Raw genomic sequence first — 19,057 nt, 5'->3', positions numbered from 1 at the left:
TCTGGTTTTTTATTATTTTAAATTTGTATAGATCAGGTCTAACCTCATCTTCATATCATCATTGCGGTTGGACCCTCCTGCTCTTAACCTTGCTGCATTTTCACCCGGACTATAGGGAATGATGAATAACCCATAATCAGTTTTCTTTTGATCAATAATTAATTGAAGCTGTTTTGCAATGCTGAAATGATATTGCGCTACGGTTGCGCCGGAAGAATTGGTTACAAATGTTCGCTGACCGCCTGGCGAAGGGAAAACAAGCAGCTGATCAGGAAGGGATATATTACGGCCTAGAGAATCACTCGCCGCCAGATATAAAATAGTAGGTGTTGTATAAGCGGTATCGGAATTTTGCGGATCCGGAGCCTGGGTAATGATGATCTCCGCTTTATTAATCAGAACATTCTTTAAAGTATTGAGCGCCGGAATATTAATACGGGTTTTTACTCCGCCCAAAGGCTGAACATAGACAATACTATCGCCTTCAGAAGATTGAAACTGAAGATGCTTTTCAACTTCGGACCCTGAATAATTATGCCGGTAATAATTGGTTTTAACGATATCGGTTGTAATAGGCAGCACAAATGCCTGTGAAGTGGTTTTTGGGGTATGCCAGTAAAGGCGAAGACCACTGGTTGGTGATAACAGGTTGAGATAGATGAGGCTTGCTGAGTTTGGTGTGCTTACCGTATCGGGTGCAATCAGCAGTCCCTTAAGGAATTCCCGAAACAGGGTATCAGTTGAAAGGTTAGTCCCGCCGGACTGATTCAATATATTCTGACCGAAACTATCAGAAAGGCGTATGCGCAGGTGGGGCGGAAACGGCAAACCCAAAACTATAACCGTGTCAGTTAAATCAGGCACTAAAAATTGACGGCTCCCGATAGGTTCCGGATTTACTGAAAAAAATTTATCAGAGTAATAGCCATCGGCTGGAAGCGGACTCAACGGTTCCGTTACTTCAAAAACTGAAATTGATTGGGGAACATCACTGAAACCGTATATACCCGCATAGGCAAGTGTAAGCACAACAGAATCTATAAAAAGGGTATCAGGAGTACCAAAATCTACAGAATTAGTAGGGAGTTTTAATTCAGTGAAAATAGCAGCATAGGTTTTTCCAAAAACGGGGTCCAGCATATTCCCCAATACATTATTAAAGAGGGTACTTGTCTTTACTGAATCCTGCCTTACAGTAGTTGAAATAAGAGAAAAGGTATCTGAAAAAACGCCATTTATAAAATCTCCCGATGGCAAAATATCTACTCCTATTGGAGTATTCTTATTACAGCTAAGAAAAAAGGTACTGATGATGCCTGAAACCAGCCCAAAAAACAACATTCTGATCTTCATCCTACTATACTATTTAAAATTTTAAGCAAGAGTAAAAAATATCAGAAATGAAATTTTTAAATGAATAGCGGATTGTCTACTTCTTCAATAGTGTTTGATAGAATTCCTGGTAAGCACCCAAATATTCCTCTCCATTAACAAAATCCAGTATGGGCTTATTTGCCGCTTTTATATACGTTTTAATAGTTTTGTCTACCTTTTTATCTCCTAAAATAACAGCGTCAGCATGGGTGATACCACCTTTGGTGAGGCTATTAAAATCCGCTTTTTTGAAAGGTTCAAAATCTGTTTCTTTAATATCTTTATGGATGAGCGCCTTGGTTTGAAAGGTTTTTGCCAATGCCCCCTGAAAAGCATTATCGTAAACGGAAAAGATCACTTTCGCATTGTGGAAGACGGGTTCTTTTTTATAAACTGTTTTAATATACATTGGAATAAGGCTTGTCATCCAGCCATGGCAATGGATAATATCCGGTGGCCATCCAAATTTTTTAACCGTTTCCAGGGCACCTTTGCAGAAAAAAATCATGCGCTCTGCATTGTCATCATAAAACTTTTGCCCTTCGTCTGTGAAATCGAATTTGCGCTTAAAAAAATCTTCATTATCGAGAAAATAAACCTGGAGGCGCGCCCCGGGAAGAGAAGCAACCTTAATAATCAGGGGGAAATCATCATCATCGATAATGATATTGATACCGGAAAGACGTACCACTTCATGAAGACGATGCCGTCGCTCATTAATGCTGCCAAACCGAGGCATCAGCACCCGAATTTCCATACCTTGATTTTGTAAATGAACCGGCAACTGGTTGGTGATGCGTGCAATTTCTGATAACACCAGATAGGGTTTCATCTCCTGGGTGATGATCAGCACTCTTTTCTTATCCATGGGCCAAAGTCAGTTAAAGAGCTGTAGTATTGGTAGTAACTTCCTAAAAATCAATGCGCAAAGATAATAAAAAAAGCCCTGTACTTTTCCAAAAGAAAGAATAAGACCACTGTTGATAACCGTATAATGTGTTTTACGGGAAACCAGTTACAGTCAAAGGCTCAGTATACGGCAGACCTTAGGGCTTTTTCTAACTTCACCCTCACAAGAAAAAACACCTGGTGATTGTATTAAAGAAATCCAGTGAGTGCTTAGACTTAGTCGTACTCAAAAAATCTAAGGGTAGCATAGTGGGCCTGGTTCCTACAATGGGCGCCTTGCATGCAGGTCACCTTTCCCTTATTAAAGCTTCGAAACAAGAAAATGATTTTACTGTTTGCAGCATTTTCGTCAATCCAACACAGTTTAATGAGATTGAAGATTTTATACAATACCCTAAACCTACAGAGAACGATATTGGATTACTGGAGCAGGCGGAATGTGATTTGCTTTTTCTTCCGAACGAAAATGAGATCTATGATAAAGGGATAAATGAACTTGACACCTACCATTTAGGCTATTTGGAACATTATTTAGAAGGTGCTTCCCGACCGGGTCATTTTAAAGGAGTGGCAAACGTAGTAGACCGGTTTTTAAAGATCATAAAGCCTGACCACCTTTATCTCGGCCAAAAAGATTACCAGCAGGTTAAAGTTTTGCAAGCGTTATTGTTACAAAAAAAATTTGCAACTAAAATTGTCATGTGCCCCATTGTACGGGAAAGCAATGGCTTAGCCATGAGTTCCCGAAACGAACGCCTTACTGAACAGCAAAGAAAAAATGCAGGCGGCATAGCAGAAACCTTATTTTTCATCCGTGATAATTACCGGAATTATGGTTTGCCGGAATTACAAAAAAAATCCATTGCAAGAATCAATTCTATTCCTGAAGCCAAATTAGATTACCTGGAATTCTGTGACGCAGATGCCTTTACTACAGTCTCTGATTGGAATAGTGCAAAACATATTGTAGTGGTTACTGCTGTAAAAATTGCAGCAGTACGTCTTTTGGATAACATACTGTTACATTAAGCTACCGAAAGTATCCTTCGCATAAAATACTATTTCCATTCTCATCGTCCTTTCGCTGTTTTTCATATTCTATCTAATGCTGAATACTCAATTCATACAGATCCTTTATTAATTAATAGCGGCTGATTCCTTAAAAGGAACTTTCACATTATCGACTTACAAGGCTATAATGTTTCTCTTTCTATCTTTGCCGCCTCTATGATGGTAGAAATATTAAAATCGAAGATACACAGGGTAAAAGTTACCGAAGCAGATCTCAATTACATAGGTAGCATTACTATTGATGAGGACTTGATGCAGGCAGCAAACCTTATCGAAAATGAAAAAGTGCAGGTCGTAAATGTAAGTAATGGGGAAAGAATTGATACCTATGTGATAAAAGGTGAAAACGGGTCAGGCACCATTTGCATGAATGGGCCGGCTGCCCGCAGAGCAATGGTTGGCGATATTATAATTGTGATTTCCTATACCATTTTAGAATTTGAAGAGGCAAAAACCTTCAAGCCATCCATTATATTTCCGGACGAAACAACCAATCGCTTAATTACCGTGCGTGAATAAAAACATCGTATCTGTTTTACGGATAGTATTGTTCCTTGCTATAGGATTGGTACTTTTTTGGCTGGTTATTAAAAATCAGAACATCAACGAGATCAGGGAAAAGTTGAAACATGCGAACTGGTGGTGGGCATTACTCTCTCTTGTCTTTGCATTTTTCAGTAATATATTTCGGGCGCTCCGTTGGAACATGCTTATTGAACCGCTCGGATATAAGCCTAAACTGAAAAATACATTCGGGGCTGTAATGATCGGTTATCTTGCAAATCTTGCCTTACCCAGACTTGGGGAAGTAAGCCGCAGCGCAGTGCTGAGCGGCTATGAAAAAATGCCTGTTAATAAAGTATTCGGCACCGTGGTGGTAGAGCGTATAATTGATGTTGCTACCATTTTTTTTCTGCTGTTTGTAACCGTTCTCCTTGAATTCGAAAAAATGAGCGCTTTCAGTAATCAGTATGTGATTGCTCCGTTGGAAAATAAATTAACTGTGCTTTTTACACAAGCCTTGCTTTTTTACCTAATAACAGGGGTCGTTATCGTAGTTATTTTGCTGGTGTCCTGGCTGCTGTGGACACGCCTGAAATCTTCAAAATATTATTTAAAGCTTGGTGGTATGGTAAGAGGTTTTATTGATGGCATAAAAACAGTAGGAAAATTAAAGAACCGAAACCTTTTTTTATTGTACACCTTTTTAATCTGGTTCCTTTATTTTTTAATGTCCTATGTATGTTTTTTCAGCTTTAGTGCTACGTCACATCTTGGGTGGATAGCGGCTCTGGCTACTATGGTTTTCGGGGGTTTTGGATGGGCAGCCCCGGTTCAGGGTGGCTTTGGAGCATTTCATGCTCTGGTTACGCAGACCCTGGTATTGTTCGGGATTGCTGAGGATGATGGCCTTGCATTTGCCATTTTATCACATTCTACGCAGGTATTCGGGATGCTAACTTTTGGCCTGCTTTCGCTGGTAATTTTACCGTTTATAAATAAAAAGTCTCCGCATGAACTACCTTAAGGAAGTAATGGAGCAAAAAATCGTATTGATGAGTAAGCTTAAAAATAAGCTGGCCGTCTGGCGGTTTCAGGATAAAAACATTGTTTTCACCAATGGTTGCTTTGACATTATTCATCAGGGGCATATTCATCTGCTTTCAACGGCAAGATCCTTTGGAAATGTATTGATTGTCGGTTTAAATACTGATGCATCTGTTAGAAAATTAAAACCTGATCGTCCCATCCAGGACGAACATTCCCGTGCTCTGATAATGGCATCTTTTACTTTCGTAGATGCGGTAATTCTCTTTGATGAGGAAACACCATATAGCCTGATACAAAATATTAAGCCTGATGTATTGGTAAAAGGCGGTGATTACAGCATAGGGGAAGTAGTGGGTAAAGACCTTGTAGAAGGAACAGGAGGCAGCATTGAGGTGGTGCCGCTGTTGCAAGGTTTATCTACAACTAATATCGTAAATAAAATGCGATAGCTTCCGCAGATTGCAATATAAAAGCAAAAACAACTTCTATGGCTCTTATGTTATGTAGAACATGGAAGCATCTCTTGTTTTTCCACACCAGCTATTCGAACATAATCCATGTCTCCATCCTTCCAGGCAGGTATTTTTAGTGGAGGATGAATTGTTTTTCAAACAATATTCCTTCCATAAGAAAAAGCTTTTACTGCACAGAGCTTCAATGAAGTTCTACGAGGAATATTTATTAAAGGGAAAATTTGGAGTTCAATATATTTCGTGCTTTGACCAATTACATCATCTGGAAAATCTGTTCCTTGATTTTAATCGCCTTGGAATTACAGTAGTACACTTTTGTGAGCCTGCAGATTACCTGCTTAACCGCAGAATTTCCAAATATGCAAAGAGAAATAATATCATCTTAAAACGTTATAACAGTCCCTGTTTTTTAAATACGCAGGAAGATCTTGATTCCAATTTCTCCGCTTCGAAGAGATTTTTTTTTCACGATTTTTATATTGCTCAGCGGAAAAGATTGAATATTTTAGTTCACAACAATCAACCTTCAGGTGGTAGATGGAGCTTCGATGAAGAAAACCGCAAACGTTTACCTGCAACTCTTCAGGTACCTTCCGCTGCAATACTCCCACTGAATTATTTTACCAAAGAAGCAGCAGAATATGTAGATCTAAATTTCCCGAAAAATCCCGGAACAATAGCAGACTTCCTTTATCCCGTTACCTATTCAGATGCAAGAAGCTGGATTGATAATTTTTTATTGCAGCGGTTTCATCTTTTTGGTCCATACCAGGACGCTATTTCACAGGACCATTTTTTTCTTTTTCATTCAGTTCTCACGCCAGTTTTAAATACCGGATTAATTACTCCTGAAGAAGTTATAAGTAAAGCAATAAATACAGCAACAAGTTATGAGGTACCGCTTCCTTCCCTGGAAGGGTTTATCAGGCAAATTATCGGGCTGGCGGGAATATGTAAGAGGTGTTTATCAGCTGAAAGGCGTAGAACAGCGAAAAAAAAATTTATGGAACCATACCAGAAAAATCCCCGCAAAGTTTTATAATGGAACTACCGGGATTGATCCGGTTGATAATGTGATTAAGCGCCTGCTTATCCATGCATATACCCACCACATTGAGCGGCTGATGGTGATGGGAAATTTTATGCTGCTTTGTGAATTTAATCCCGATGAGGTATACCGATGGTTTATGGAGTTATACATCGACGCTTATGACTGGGTGATGGTACCTAATGTTTATGGCATGAGCCAGTTTGCTGATGGAGGTTTAATGAGCACGAAACCATACTTGAGCGGATCCAATTATATTTTGAAAATGAGCAATTTCAAAAAAGGACCGTGGTGTGAAATATGGGATGCATTGTATTGGCGGTTTATATTTTTACACCGGGATTTTCTACGACAAAACCCACGGATGAAAATGATAATTAACGCATTGGAAAAACTAGACAGGAAAAAAATGGACCAGCATCTAATGGTAGCTGAAAATTTCCTGGAGGGACTTGATCGCTAAATGATAATCCCACAATTCTGTTTAAATCTAATGCAAAAAGTAATGTTCGGCATTTGAGCTTTCCACAGCATTCTCAAGACCTTTTTCTTACCTGGCCTTCTGTATTTTTATTTAAAGTATGGTTCGTTTTAATATCAGGGTCATTTATTGGACGGGGCTTTAAATTCTTTTTAAATACAACACTTCCAAGTGATATATAAAATAACTTACTTGATCTTGCATAGTCAGGTAATATCCCCTGGTTATTTGGCAAAAACAAGCCACCGGGCTGGTATTGAAGAAAATCGCGCAAATAATATTTTAAACGGATATACTGACCGGTATGAAATTTTACTTCCACCAAAACAGATGGATTGAAAAAATTTACATTGTCCGAAAACCATTGGGAATACTTGGTTTTACTGTCATTCACAAATACTTTTCTTTTCCATGCAAACATAAATTCAGCTTCAGCACCTATTCCCAAATTAAATCCATTCGTAAGGTTTCCAAAAGTAAATACCACAGGAACTCCAAGGGAATAAGACCTTTCTTTTACTTTCAGTGAGTCACCGAACTTGTTTATAAAGCCTGCATTCCGTATACCAAGCCCTGTATAAAATCCAACATTATTAGAATATTCAAAATGAAGCTGTTGCTGATAATTTAAAAAAGGAGAAAACCTGATAACAGGTTTTGCGTCATCATTCCCTGCCTGCATGTTACTTAATGAAAATATGGTTTCACCAGCTGATGCGGTATATATTTTTTGAGCCCGAACAGAAACCGAAACGGCAAAACAAAGAATACCGGCTGCAACAATAATTTTTTTGATCATCAACTAAATTTTTGGCAAGATAGCAGATAATTTTTCAGCTATGAAAACAAGCATACAGTGTAATTGTTTTACTATTTCCCGGAAATGATGTACTGGATAGCACGTTCGATTATGGAATCATACCCTTGTTGTTCCAGGGTGGGGTCCAGATCAACCAGGATATCTGCAGGCACTCCACTTTCCCAGTTCGAACCATCGGGTGCGAGGGCGCGGCTGACTGAAAACCGGTAAGTCCAGCCATTAGGTAGTTCACCTCCATTCGGTGCTCCCATGCCGCCTCCCGTAGAATCACCAACCATTTTTACATAGGGTAAGGATTTCATTGCAGTACAAAAAAGCGACGTGGCGCTAAAACTATTCCGGTTACTTAATACAGCGATCCTGTTGGTAAAATGATAGGCATCAACCGGTCCGAAATAAACATTTTCGTTATCTCCAAAATCATTTTGCCCGGGACCTGTTTTTAATTGCGAAGTATAACCTAATCGTGTGGTATCAAAAAATCGATTAGCAAGCGGAAAAATATTTGATACATCACCACCGCCGTTATTGCGAACATCAATTATAACACCATTCAACCCTTTAAAACGATTTATCACAAAATCAATATCATAATTACTAACGGTTCTGCTAAAGGAAGAATAACGGATGTATCCAATCCTTACTCCCAGGGTATCGATAATGGTATTTAATAATGGTCCGGTTATATAGTATTGCGAAGCATGCCTCAATAAATAATGCTCCAGAACCAGCCGGTCATCATAATTTTCAGGACTGTTTAAAAACGTGGGGTAATATACAGATACATTAAAAGGCGAAATTAGATTTGAATGATCATCACGCAGTTCATTCATCATATTCGCAAGTATTGAAAAAAGTGCTGTATTGCTAATTCCATCATGCACCTGCTCAGCATATTTTGAATGGATAGCATTCCAGTCAAGACCTTTATAATCGAGGTATGCATAACGGTTGTTGATATCGCTCCATAAATATTCAAAATTCTGTTTTGGGTTATCAGCAATATCAGGCTCTACAAATGCTTTTTTGCATGAAAAAAAGCCCGTTGCAAATAACAATACTATAATAACAAGAAAGTTTTTCATTAGATTTTAACAGTAATTAATCCTTTTATTTTCTAACAATTTATATTATTCATTTTACTATTTACGCTGACTTCTTATTGACGGATGGCTATCCATTTTAAACATGAGTGAAACCAGAACGCCGCCGTAGCTTTCACTCAGAGACGTCAGATTGTTGCCATAATGAATTCCTTCCCAGACGTAGGCAATTTTTAATTGGTTACTATTTCCCAAGGGTGCCTGAAAGGCTATTTGAGAATGCACCGACTGAAAATTATGAAAGGCAGTAAAGTTTGCATTGTCTTTCATCATCCTTATAAAGTCTTGTGCAAAATCTCCATTTGCAAAATGAAGAATCCCTGCATAGTTAGGTCTCGTAATGGCACCAACCAGCGGAACGTTTAACTGCCAGTTAATTTCAAACGGATAATCAGGCTTTCGGAAATGTATAAACCATAGTTGCTTTTCTCCTTTAATATCAAATGAATACGCAAAGCGGTTCGCAATACCGGCATTTGTCCACAATCCGAAAACATATTGGGAATTTTGAAATTTAATGTTCAATTCGTGACTGTATCCAACAGTTACATTATAACCAAGTTGCCAGGTTATTCTTTCCCGCATAATTTTTTTTAGCTCCCAGCACCGCGAGGTATTAAATTCGGCCATCAGCATTTGAGAGGTAATGGTTCCATATCTTCTGCCTGGCGCATCGTTTAAATATTGCAGTCCGGTATAGAGCGAAGTCTGGCCATGATAGTTTGGGAAATCTTTTTCATAACCTAGTTCTAATCCGGGATGTATACCAACCGTTGTATAGGTGTTAGGCGATACTAATACATCTTTATAAGTATAAAAAATCGGGCCGGCACCAATATTAAAATAAAGATTTCCTTTCTTATCAGAAGTATCCGGTTGAGCCTGGGATATTGAATGTATTGCTAAGATATTAAACAGTATCCACAAAATTCTGAATCTAAACATATGCGTTAAATAGAGCCCTGGGATGCAAATTATAAACTTAATTGCTTTCACTACATCACGTTTGGTAAGTTTTCAGTTTGATTAATTTTACCAGGTCTTTTGCTGCCGTAATGATCTTTCAAAAAATTCTATCAAACCATGTACTGCACTTTCAGGAAATAGTAGGTCCTGACTATGTGTTTATGGATTCCGATTCGCTACAAAAATATTCTCATGATGAAACAGAAGATTTAAGATTTCCACCTGAAATTGTAATTCTTCCCTTCAACACTGAAGAGGTAAGCAGTATTTTAAAATTTTGTAACCAGGAAAATATTTGTGTAACTCCCAGGGGTGCAGGTACTGGTTTAAGCGGCGGGGCCTTAGCTGTATATGGAGGAGTGATTTTATCTCTTGAGCGGTTGAATAAAATAATTTTGATTGATGAAAGAAATTACCAGGTAACTGTGGAGCCTGGTGTAATCACTCAGACGCTGCAGGACGAGCTGAAAGAACGAAATTTATTTTACCCTCCCGATCCGGCAAGCCGCGGCTCCTGTTTTATTGGTGGAAATATTGCAGAAAATTCAGGTGGTCCGAAGGCGGTGAAATATGGGGTAGTAAAAGACTACGTGCTCAACCTGGAAGTAGTTTTGCCAGATGGTGAAATCATCTGGACAGGTGCAAATGTGCTGAAAAATGCAACAGGCTATAATCTTACGCAACTGGTAGTAGGCAGCGAAGGAACCTTATGTATTGTAACTAAAATCATATTGAGATTAATCCCATATCCTGAATATGATTTGCTGATGCTTGTTCCATTCCGTTCTGCGATCCAAGCATGTGAGGCAGTAAATGCGGTTTTTCTTGCTGGTGTTACACCTTCTGCTATAGAGTTTATGGAACGCGACGCAATTGATTGGGCCATACAATTTATTGATGTAAAAAATCTTCCTGTAGCAGAAGAAATAAAAGCACATTTACTTATAGAACTGGATGGAAATAATTTAGAGCAATTGTACCAGGATGCGGAAAAAATAAGTATTGCAGTTTCCAAATATGAGACCGGAGATATTTTATTTGCAGAAACCGCTCAGCAAAAGGCAGATTTGTGGAAATTAAGAAGAGGGGTCGCTGAGGCCGTAAAGTCCCATTCCATTTACAAGGAGGAGGATACGGTGGTACCCCGGGCAGAGTTACCTGTACTATTGAAAGGGATAAAAGAAACTGGCGCGAAATATGGATTTCAATCCGTTTGCTATGGCCATGCAGGTGATGGAAATCTTCATGTGAATATTATTAAAGGGGAAATGAATGAAGACCAATGGACCATTAAATTACCTTTTGCCATCCGGGAAATATTTGAGTTATGCGTTCAGCTTGGCGGAACACTTTCCGGCGAACATGGAATTGGATGGGTGCAAAAGCCTTATCTCGATATTGCTTTTAACCCTGTTCAGATACAGTTGATGAAAGCAATAAAAAAAGTCTTCGATCCAAAAGGAATTTTGAATCCGGGAAAAATATTTATTGAAAACGATTAAGTAAATTTGAACGTTAACATACCATGCACGTGAATATTGATCATAGAACAATCTTCAAACAGAGTAGTGTTTTTTATCTTTTAATTTTTTTTAGTTGTATCTCGTTTTCAGCTCTTGCTCAAACAAATTCTTCACCTCAAAAGGTGCCTTTGAAAGACCGTATCCAAATAGGCGGTGGATTGGGTCTTAGCTTCGGAGATATAATAAGTATAGAAATAGCGCCTGCTATTGGTTATCGCGTTACACCGAAATTAACCACCGGCGTAGGTTTCCGATATTCTTACTACAAGGACAATTATTTTAAATACTCTACCAATTTGTACGGAGGTCAGGTATTTGGCCGCTATCTTGTTTTTCAGGGTTTATTTCTGGAAGGAGATTTTGAGGCAAATAATTTTGAAGTAGTAAAAGTTACAGATCCACTTACCGGCATTTACACCATTGAGCGTGATTGGATCCCTTCCCTGCTCCTGGGCGGCGGATATTCCCAGCAGGTAGGTAACGGACGATCGGTATTTTTTATCAGCATATTATATGATGTGCTGCAGGATCAATACAGTCCCTATTACCGGGTTCCCGTCATTCGCGCAGGTTTTGCAATTGGACTCTGATAAGCAAATCGTATTTTCCCTGGTATTAACGGATGATTATTTTTCTTAAACTTGCTGGTGAATAATTCAATGTTTCTGCGGGAAGTTTTCCTTGCCCCTGCATGCTATTAAATTTAAAACGAAAGCCGGTTCATGGATCATTATACCCGCATTTTTGATTTACCCTATTATCAGCTTACTAAATATCCTAAGGACGATTGCCTGAACGAAAAGGTAGGAGGAGTTTGGCAAAGCTATTCTACTCAGCAGGTAATTGACCAGGTAAACAAAGTAAGCATGGCATTGGTGGCTTCAGGAATTCGCACTGGCGATAAAATATCAATCATAGCCAACAACCGTCCCCTATGGAATTTTGTAGATTTCGGAACCATGCAAATAGGTGCTATTACAGTTCCTATTTATCCCACTATCAGTGATGATGAATATGTTTACATCCTGAATAATGCAGAGGTGAAAATGCTGTTTGTTTCGGGTGGTGAATTGTATCAGAGAATCCAGGACCTCCGTAACCGCATTGCATCCGTTAAAGAAATCTTCTCTTTCAACGAAGACACAAGCGCTCCGCAATGGAAAGGATTTTTAACACGTGCTGACGCATCAGATATTAATCAGGTAAATTCAATACGTGACTCTATTAACCCAAAGCAAACTGCGTGCATTATCTATACTTCAGGCACCACCGGTTTTCCAAAGGGGGTGATGCTGTCACATCACAATGTGATAGAGAATATGCGATCCGTGAGTGATGTATTACCTATCAACCATATCCATCGGGTGCTTAGCTTTCTTCCCCTCAACCATGTGTTTGAAAAAATGGTGGTCTATTGCTATATCATGAAAGGGGCTTCCGTTTATTATGCAGAAAGCATGGAAACAATCGGCGATAACCTTCGTGAAGTTAAACCCTATTTTTTCACCTGTGTCCCCCGGTTGCTTGAAAAGGTATATGAAAGAATTATTGGTAAAGGACTGGAATTGAAAGGGGTAAAAAAATCACTTTTCTTCTGGGCCCTTCGGCTGGGTGAAATGTGGGATAACCAGAAACAATTAGGACCGTGGTATCATCTTCAATTAAAAATAGCGAGAAAATTAGTTTTCAGTAAATGGATTGAAGCTTTGGGCGGAAATGTATTTGCAATTGTTTCCGGTGCTGCACCTCTGAATGCTAAAATAGGCCGTGTATTTACCGCCGCCGGTATCACCATAATGGAAGGCTATGGACTCACGGAAACGTCACCGGTTATTGCTGTAAACCGCTATGATTTAAAAAATAATATGCTTGGTACTGTAGGACCTGTGGTGCCTGGGGTGATGGTAAAGGTTGCAGAAGATGGCGAAATTTTATGTAAGGGCGAAAATGTAATGGAAGGGTACTACAAGCTCCCCGAAGAAACTGCAAAAGCCATAGACGCGGATGGGTGGTTTTACACCGGCGATATCGGCGAATGGGTGAATGACAGATTTTTAAAAATTACAGACCGGAAGAAAGAACTGTTTAAAACATCCGGCGGTAAATATGTCGCACCCCAGCCTATAGAAAACGCTTTCAAGGAATCTTTCCTGATTGAACAGATGATGGTGGTCGGTGATGCTAAAAAATTTGTCTCAGCACTTATTGTGCCGTCCTTTCCCAATCTGAAAGCATGGTGCGAAAAGAATGAAATTTTATTTTCGTCCAATGAAGAGCTGATTTGTAAGCCAAAGGTGCTGCAGAAATACCAGGAAGTAGTCGATGAGAAGAACAGCAGCCTGGGTCATACTGACAGAATAAAGAAATTCAAATTGCTTGCTGATGAATGGACGACACCGGGAGGTCAGTTAACCCCCACATTAAAACTAAAGCGAAAAGTAATTTTGAATAGATACCAAAACGAAATAAAGGAAATGTATGAAGAGCAGTAAATGGTATCAATCATGAGCTCCTGTATATTCTTTAAAGAAAGGGATTACAATTTTGAATTCAATTTTCTTTGCTGAAATTGATGTGCATGTAAGTATTCATGCAGAATATGGTTGCGGTGTTTAACAAACATAAAAGGAAAAAAGGAATTTACCGCCATGAATTCACGAAAAATACGCAGGGTTGCAGTTCTTGGTTCGGGTGTAATGGGGAGCCGTATCGCTTGCCATTTTGCAAATATTGGCGTACCCGTTTTATTGCTTGATATTGTTCCGAAAGAATTGACGGCCGACGAAAAGAAAAAAAATTTATCTCCCGATAGTTTAGCCGTAAAAAACCGGGTTGTAAACAGTGCTCTTCAGAATACGATCAAATCAAATCCTGCTCCTCTTTATAGGCATTCATTTTCAAAGCTGATCACTACCGGCAATTTCACCGATAACATGAAAGACATTGCAGGCTGCGATTGGATAATCGAGGTGGTAATAGAAAATTTAGAAGTAAAGAAAAATATCTTCGAACAGGTTGAAAAATTCCGCACCCCCGGAACGCTAATCACTTCAAATACTTCGGGCATTCCAATTCACTTATTAGCAGAAAACAGGAGCGAAGATTTTCAAAAGAATTTTTGCGGAACTCACTTTTTCAATCCTCCCCGATACCTGCGATTGCTGGAAATTATTCCTACGGCAAAAACGGATTCAGGCGTCACAGATTTCCTGGTTCAATATGGGGATCTTTTCCTGGGAAAGACAACTGTCTTGTGCAAGGATACGCCTGCCTTTATTGCAAACCGCATAGGGATATATGCCATCATGCGCATCTTTTATTTGATGGATCATCTGGTTATGACCGTCGATCAAATTGATTCACTTACGGGTCCTTTAATCGGAAGACCAAAGTCTGCCACCTTTCGTACCAGCGATGTAGTAGGATTGGATACGCTGGTGAGCGTTGCAAAGTTTGTATATGATGCCTGCCCAAATGATGAATCGAGAGAGCTTTTTAAGATACCGGATTGGCTCAGCCAGATGGTAAAAAATAAATGGCTTGGTGATAAAAGCGGGCAGGGTTTTTACAAAAAAGAAAAGATTGACGGAAAAACAGTTTATCCTTCTATTGATCTTAAAACATTGGAATATTCAGTTAAGGAAAAAACAAAATTTAAGACAATTGAGGCACTGAAGCAGGCAGATAATCTGCGCATGAAAATGAAAGTCGCAGTGAATGGCGAGGATAAAGCAGGAGAATTCTATCGCAGCTTTTTTTATGGTTTGCTTGCTTATGTCTCCCATCGCATTCCTGAAATCTCCGACACTGTCTACCAGGTTGATGAAGCATTAAACGCAGGTTTTGGCTGGGAGCTGGGTCCTTTCGAAACCTGGGATGCAATGGGTGTGGAAGAAACCGTATCTGCGATGGAAAGCTCTGGAAATACTCCTGCACCATGGATTCAGGAGATGCTTTCAAAAGGCTTTAAATCATTCTACAAAGTTGAGGAAGGGAAGAAAAAATACTATGATCTTTCTTCCTCCCTTTATAAAAATATTTCCGGAACAGATGCTTTCATCATCCTGGAAAATCATGCTGATAAAATAGTTTGGGCAAACAGCGGCTGCAGCTTAATTGATATAGCTGACGGCGCGGTAAACCTGGAGTTCAAAACCAAGATGAATGTTATTGGCGGAGAAGTATTGGAAGGAGTTAATAAATCTATTGAAATCGCGGAGAAAAATTTTGCAGGATTAGTGATTGGCAATCAGGGTGAAAACTTTTCTGCCGGCGCTAACGTGGCAATGATACTGATGCTGGCCAGTGAACAGGAATTCGATGAATTGAATATGGCGTGCCGGATGTTTCAAAACACTTCGATGCGCATCCGGTACTCCACCATTCCTGTGGTGGTTGCGCCTCACCATCTAACCCTTGGAGGCGGTTGTGAATTTGCATTGCATGCCGATAAGGTACAGGCAGCTGCAGAGACGTATATCGGCCTGGTGGAGTTTGGAGTAGGAATTATTCCTGCCGGTGGTGGTACCAAAGAGATGACGCTGCGCGCAAGCAATGCATACCGCGAAGGTGAAATTGAATTTCCCGAGCTTCAGAAACGCTTTTTAAATATTGCAACCGCGAAGGTGGCAACCAGTGCGGAACAAGCATTTGATATGGATATTTTCAGGAATGGTGTTGATGACATCAGTATGAATCAAAACCGCCTGATTGCCGATGCAAAACAAAAGGTGCTGGAGATGCATCGCGAAGGTTATACCATGCCGGTTCCCCACAACGATATATATGTTTTAGGAAGAGGTGCGCTTGCTGCATTTTATGCAGGCATTACCGCAATGGCATATGGAAACTATGCCACGGAACACGAAAAGCTGATGGCAGAAAAACTCGCATTCGTCATGAGCGGCGGAGACTTAACTGCGCCTGCATATGTAAGTGAGCAGTATTTATTGGATTTGGAAAGGGAAGCATTCCTGAGCCTGGTCACTACTAAAAAGTCTATGGAAAGAATGCAATCAATTTTAAAAACCGGTAAACCCTTACGGAATTGATAGAAGGTCTATGCTGTTAAAAGCGATACATAGAAACTTTATTATTGTAAGTGTTTTGAGTGTTTATTCATGCTTTAGGTAATAAGAAATATTCCGGTTAACCTTTAAATTTTTAAATATTCACAGAGCAGGGTGCATTAAGACACGGCATTCTAAAATAAAGCATGAGCAAGAGTAATAGGAAAGCAAAAGGTGATTATTTGCTTCTTTTGGATTTAAGCCAAGAAATTTAAAATGATGATCAGATTAATCAATAACGATTTATTTTTTTTTCGCTTATCTCGAGCCATTAAAATTTGACTTACACTAATGCGGCATTCTAAAAATTAAGCACGAGTTAAGTAATTGAGCAGAGCAAAAGGAAAAATGTGTAAATAAAATTTTGATAGTATAATTTATAACAGACTTGATAAATAGCTTTCATTTTTCCCGAGAGGTTTGGGCAGCGCTTTTATTTTTAGAAAGCCTTGATCTTTTTGTTTCTTTTGGATCAAGCCAAAAGAAATTTAAAATAAAAATGGATAAACGAATAACCATTTGTCTTTTCTTATTCTCTTTTATCTTGTCGAGCTATTAGTATCTATTCTACAGTTAGACTGGCATCTAAAAATAAAGCATGAGGAGAGCAGTTGAGATAAGGGAGAGGAAAAATGTATCAATAAATATGCTAACAGCAAAAATTATTGCCAACCATATTAACAGCTTTCATTTTTCCTGGAGCGAGGTCGGGCAGCGCTTTTATTTTTGGAAAGCCTTGATCTTTCGTTTCTTTTGGATCAAGCCAAAAGAAATTTAAATGAATAAAATATTATTTGATGAATCAATAACTATTACATTTTTTTCCTTTACACTTAATCCGGCATTCTAAAAATAAAGCATGAAGAAAGCAGTTGAGGTTAGGGAGAGGAAAAATGTATCAATAAATATGCTGACAGTAAAAATTATTTCCAATCATATTAACAGCTTTCATTTTTCCAGAGCGAGGTTGGGTAGTGCTTTATTTTTGGAAGGCCTTGATCTTTTGTTTCTTTTGGATCAAAGCCAAAAGAAATTAAAATAAATTTAATCACTGAAAAAATAGAATTATGTCATCACAGGAAGCATATATCGTTGCAGGATTTCGTACCGCCGTTGGTAAATCAAAGAAAGGAGGATTCCGTTTTACGAGGCCGGACGACCTTGCAGTGGAAGTCATTAAAAAGCTCCTGGCGAGCGTTCCGGAATTGGATCCAAAAAGAGTAGACGACTTAATAGTAGGGAATGCTGTTCCGGAGGCCGAGCAGGGATTACAGATTGCGCGGTGGATCGCTGTACGGGCATTGCCGATTTCTGTTCCTGCAGTAACCATCAACCGTTATTGTGCCAGCGGATTGGAATCCATTGCAATGGCTACCGCGAAGATCCGCTCAGGAATGGCAGATTGCATCATAGCAGGTGGTGCGGAATCCATGTCACTCGTGCCTACTACCGGATGGAAGACCGTTCCTAACTACAATGTGGCTAAAGACCATGCAGAATACTTTTTAGGAATGGGATTAACTGCTGAAGAAGTAGCTCAGGAATATTCCATTACGCGTGAAGATGCTGATGCGTTTGCATATGAATCACATCAAAAAGCTATTCAAGCAATCAGCGAGGGAAAGTTTAGAGAGGAAATAATACCAATAAAAGTCGAAGAAATAACCGTAGAAAATGGGAAAAGAAAAACACAGGAGTTTATAGTAGATACTGATGAAGGCCCGCGTTCAGATACGTCTCCGGAAGTCCTTGCTAAGTTAAAGCCAGCCTTTAAATTAAATGGGCAAGTCACTGCCGGAAACTCTTCCCAAACATCCGATGGAGCGGCATTCGTTATCATCATGAGTGAAAAAGTGGTAAATGAACTGGGGGTAAAGCCAATTGCGAGGTTGGTTAGCTGCGCCTCTGCCGGAGTCAACCCGCGTCTTATGGGCATCGGACCAATTGAAGCCATTCCTAAAGCATTGCGACAAGCAAATATGAAGCTGGGCGATATTGATGTTATTGAACTGAACGAAGCGTTTGCCACACAATCACTCGCTGTGATCCGGTCACTCGATATGGATCCAACCCTTGTGAACCCTAATGGCGGCGCAATCGCGCTTGGTCATCCATTGGGTTGCACGGGAACCAAGCTTACCGTTCAGATTATAAATGAATTAAAAAGGCGCAATAAAAAATATGGCATGGTGACTGCCTGCGTGGGCGGCGGCCAGGGCATCGCAGGAATTATTGAATCACTAAATTGATCGAAGGGTGATGCCGATCATTTTAAAACCTCATTTATTTTGCCTGGAATAATCAACAAAAAATTCAGAGCCATCTTTTTGATTTCTGTTAAATATTTAATTCCCTTTTATCTTGTCATGTCGTTATTGTTTAGGATTATAGCCGCATTCTAAAAATAAGGCATGAGTAAAATAATTGAGGGCCTGGGATTGCGCTTATGTTTTTATAAAGCCTTGATCTTTTGTTTCTTTTAGATCAAGCTGTAGGCTTCCCCATTCATAGAGCCAGTTCCAAGTTAGTATTTGTATTCAAATCAATATATTATTGTCATTATTATTACCAATGTGTTGAAATGTGGTAAACATGGCATTAGAAAAATTATTGAGATTGTGTTTTCCATATTTCAACACATACATTACCGGTGGCAAGCTACCTAGTGC

General features: G+C 39.3%; 14 protein-coding genes and 1 pseudogene. 10 read left to right on the top strand and 5 right to left on the bottom strand.

Annotated features, from left to right (window positions below):
• Positions 1-12: 12 nt before the first annotated feature.
• Both H0W62_02980 and H0W62_02975 read right to left on the bottom strand, forming a co-directional pair.
• Complete coding sequence (locus tag H0W62_02980) at positions 13-1,353, bottom strand: DUF4270 domain-containing protein (protein MBA3647506.1); 1,341 nt, start codon at positions 1,351-1,353, stop codon at positions 13-15.
• A gap of 76 nt (positions 1,354-1,429) precedes the next feature.
• A complete protein-coding gene (locus tag H0W62_02975) occupies positions 1,430-2,242 on the bottom strand; it encodes a glycogen/starch synthase (GenBank protein ID MBA3647505.1) in 813 nt (270 codons plus the stop codon).
• A 221-nt stretch (positions 2,243-2,463) separates the two neighbouring features.
• Here H0W62_02975 and H0W62_02970 point away from each other — a divergent pair, with 221 nt between their 5' ends.
• The 5 genes and pseudogenes from H0W62_02970 (at position 2,464) to H0W62_02950 (ending at position 6,889) form a co-directional block, all read left to right on the top strand.
• On the top strand, positions 2,464-3,312 hold the full coding sequence (locus H0W62_02970) for a pantoate--beta-alanine ligase (protein MBA3647504.1): 849 nt from the start codon (positions 2,464-2,466) through the stop codon (positions 3,310-3,312).
• Between the two features lie 198 nt (positions 3,313-3,510).
• On the top strand, positions 3,511-3,873 hold the full coding sequence (locus H0W62_02965) for an aspartate 1-decarboxylase (protein ID MBA3647503.1): 363 nt from the start codon (positions 3,511-3,513) through the stop codon (positions 3,871-3,873).
• The gene (locus tag H0W62_02960) at positions 3,866-4,882 is read left to right on the top strand and encodes a flippase-like domain-containing protein (GenBank protein ID MBA3647502.1); all 1,017 of its coding nucleotides are present in this window, start codon (positions 3,866-3,868) and stop codon (positions 4,880-4,882) included. Before H0W62_02965 ends, H0W62_02960 begins: the two co-directional genes overlap by 8 nt.
• Positions 4,869-5,354: a D-glycero-beta-D-manno-heptose 1-phosphate adenylyltransferase gene (gene rfaE2, locus H0W62_02955; protein ID MBA3647501.1), complete on the top strand. Its 486-nt coding sequence runs from the start codon at positions 4,869-4,871 to the stop codon at positions 5,352-5,354. The genes H0W62_02960 and rfaE2 overlap by 14 nt, the downstream gene beginning before the upstream one ends.
• A gap of 61 nt (positions 5,355-5,415) precedes the next feature.
• Positions 5,416-6,889, top strand: a pseudogene (locus H0W62_02950) (cryptochrome/photolyase family protein).
• 73 nt (positions 6,890-6,962) lie between these two features.
• On the opposite strand, the gene H0W62_02945 reads toward H0W62_02950, so the two are convergent.
• From H0W62_02945 to H0W62_02935, 3 genes are all read right to left on the bottom strand, one after another.
• Positions 6,963-7,706, bottom strand: coding sequence for a hypothetical protein (locus H0W62_02945; protein ID MBA3647500.1), 744 nt, complete (start codon positions 7,704-7,706; stop codon positions 6,963-6,965).
• A gap of 71 nt (positions 7,707-7,777) precedes the next feature.
• A complete protein-coding gene (locus tag H0W62_02940) occupies positions 7,778-8,812 on the bottom strand; it encodes a S41 family peptidase (protein MBA3647499.1) in 1,035 nt (344 codons plus the stop codon).
• Positions 8,813-8,869: 57 nt separating this feature from the next.
• The gene (locus H0W62_02935) at positions 8,870-9,775 is read right to left on the bottom strand and encodes a hypothetical protein (GenBank protein MBA3647498.1); all 906 of its coding nucleotides are present in this window, start codon (positions 9,773-9,775) and stop codon (positions 8,870-8,872) included.
• A gap of 110 nt (positions 9,776-9,885) precedes the next feature.
• On the opposite strand from H0W62_02935, the gene H0W62_02930 reads away from it, so the two are divergent.
• From H0W62_02930 to H0W62_02910, 5 genes are all read left to right on the top strand, one after another.
• Positions 9,886-11,298, top strand: a complete 1,413-nt coding sequence (locus H0W62_02930; GenBank protein MBA3647497.1) for an FAD-binding protein — start codon at positions 9,886-9,888, stop codon at positions 11,296-11,298.
• A gap of 149 nt (positions 11,299-11,447) precedes the next feature.
• On the top strand, positions 11,448-11,909 hold the full coding sequence (locus H0W62_02925) for a hypothetical protein (GenBank protein MBA3647496.1): 462 nt from the start codon (positions 11,448-11,450) through the stop codon (positions 11,907-11,909).
• Positions 11,910-12,041: 132 nt separating this feature from the next.
• Positions 12,042-13,811: a long-chain fatty acid--CoA ligase gene (locus tag H0W62_02920; protein ID MBA3647495.1), complete on the top strand. Its 1,770-nt coding sequence runs from the start codon at positions 12,042-12,044 to the stop codon at positions 13,809-13,811.
• A gap of 156 nt (positions 13,812-13,967) precedes the next feature.
• A complete protein-coding gene (locus H0W62_02915; protein MBA3647494.1) occupies positions 13,968-16,370 on the top strand; it encodes a 3-hydroxyacyl-CoA dehydrogenase in 2,403 nt (800 codons plus the stop codon).
• 1,085 nt (positions 16,371-17,455) lie between these two features.
• A complete protein-coding gene (locus H0W62_02910; GenBank protein ID MBA3647493.1) occupies positions 17,456-18,637 on the top strand; it encodes an acetyl-CoA C-acyltransferase in 1,182 nt (393 codons plus the stop codon).
• The last annotated feature ends 420 nt before the right edge of the window (positions 18,638-19,057 follow it).

It is taken from the genome of Chitinophagales bacterium (assembly GCA_013816805.1).
Lineage (GTDB): Bacteria > Bacteroidota > Bacteroidia > Chitinophagales > UBA10324 > MGR-bin340.
This window is presented reverse-complemented; position numbering and strand designations above follow the sequence as displayed.

Excerpts from the sequence above, each read along its gene's own strand:
- H0W62_02920 (MBA3647495.1), top strand. The coding sequence starts at position 12,042 with ATGGATCATTATACCCGCATTTTTGATTTACCCTATTATCAGCTTACT.
- H0W62_02910 (MBA3647493.1), top strand. The coding sequence starts at position 17,456 with ATGTCATCACAGGAAGCATATATCGTTGCAGGATTTCGTACCGCCGTT.
- H0W62_02975 (MBA3647505.1), bottom strand. The coding sequence starts at position 2,242 with ATGGATAAGAAAAGAGTGCTGATCATCACCCAGGAGATGAAACCCTAT.
- H0W62_02965 (MBA3647503.1), top strand. The coding sequence starts at position 3,511 with ATGATGGTAGAAATATTAAAATCGAAGATACACAGGGTAAAAGTTACC.
- H0W62_02945 (MBA3647500.1), bottom strand. The coding sequence starts at position 7,706 with ATGATCAAAAAAATTATTGTTGCAGCCGGTATTCTTTGTTTTGCCGTT.
- H0W62_02915 (MBA3647494.1), top strand. The coding sequence starts at position 13,968 with ATGAATTCACGAAAAATACGCAGGGTTGCAGTTCTTGGTTCGGGTGTA.
- H0W62_02930 (MBA3647497.1), top strand. The coding sequence starts at position 9,886 with ATGATCTTTCAAAAAATTCTATCAAACCATGTACTGCACTTTCAGGAA.
- H0W62_02980 (MBA3647506.1), bottom strand. The coding sequence starts at position 1,353 with ATGAAGATCAGAATGTTGTTTTTTGGGCTGGTTTCAGGCATCATCAGT.
- H0W62_02940 (MBA3647499.1), bottom strand. The coding sequence starts at position 8,812 with ATGAAAAACTTTCTTGTTATTATAGTATTGTTATTTGCAACGGGCTTT.
- rfaE2 (MBA3647501.1), top strand. The coding sequence starts at position 4,869 with ATGAACTACCTTAAGGAAGTAATGGAGCAAAAAATCGTATTGATGAGT.
- H0W62_02935 (MBA3647498.1), bottom strand. The coding sequence starts at position 9,775 with ATGTTTAGATTCAGAATTTTGTGGATACTGTTTAATATCTTAGCAATA.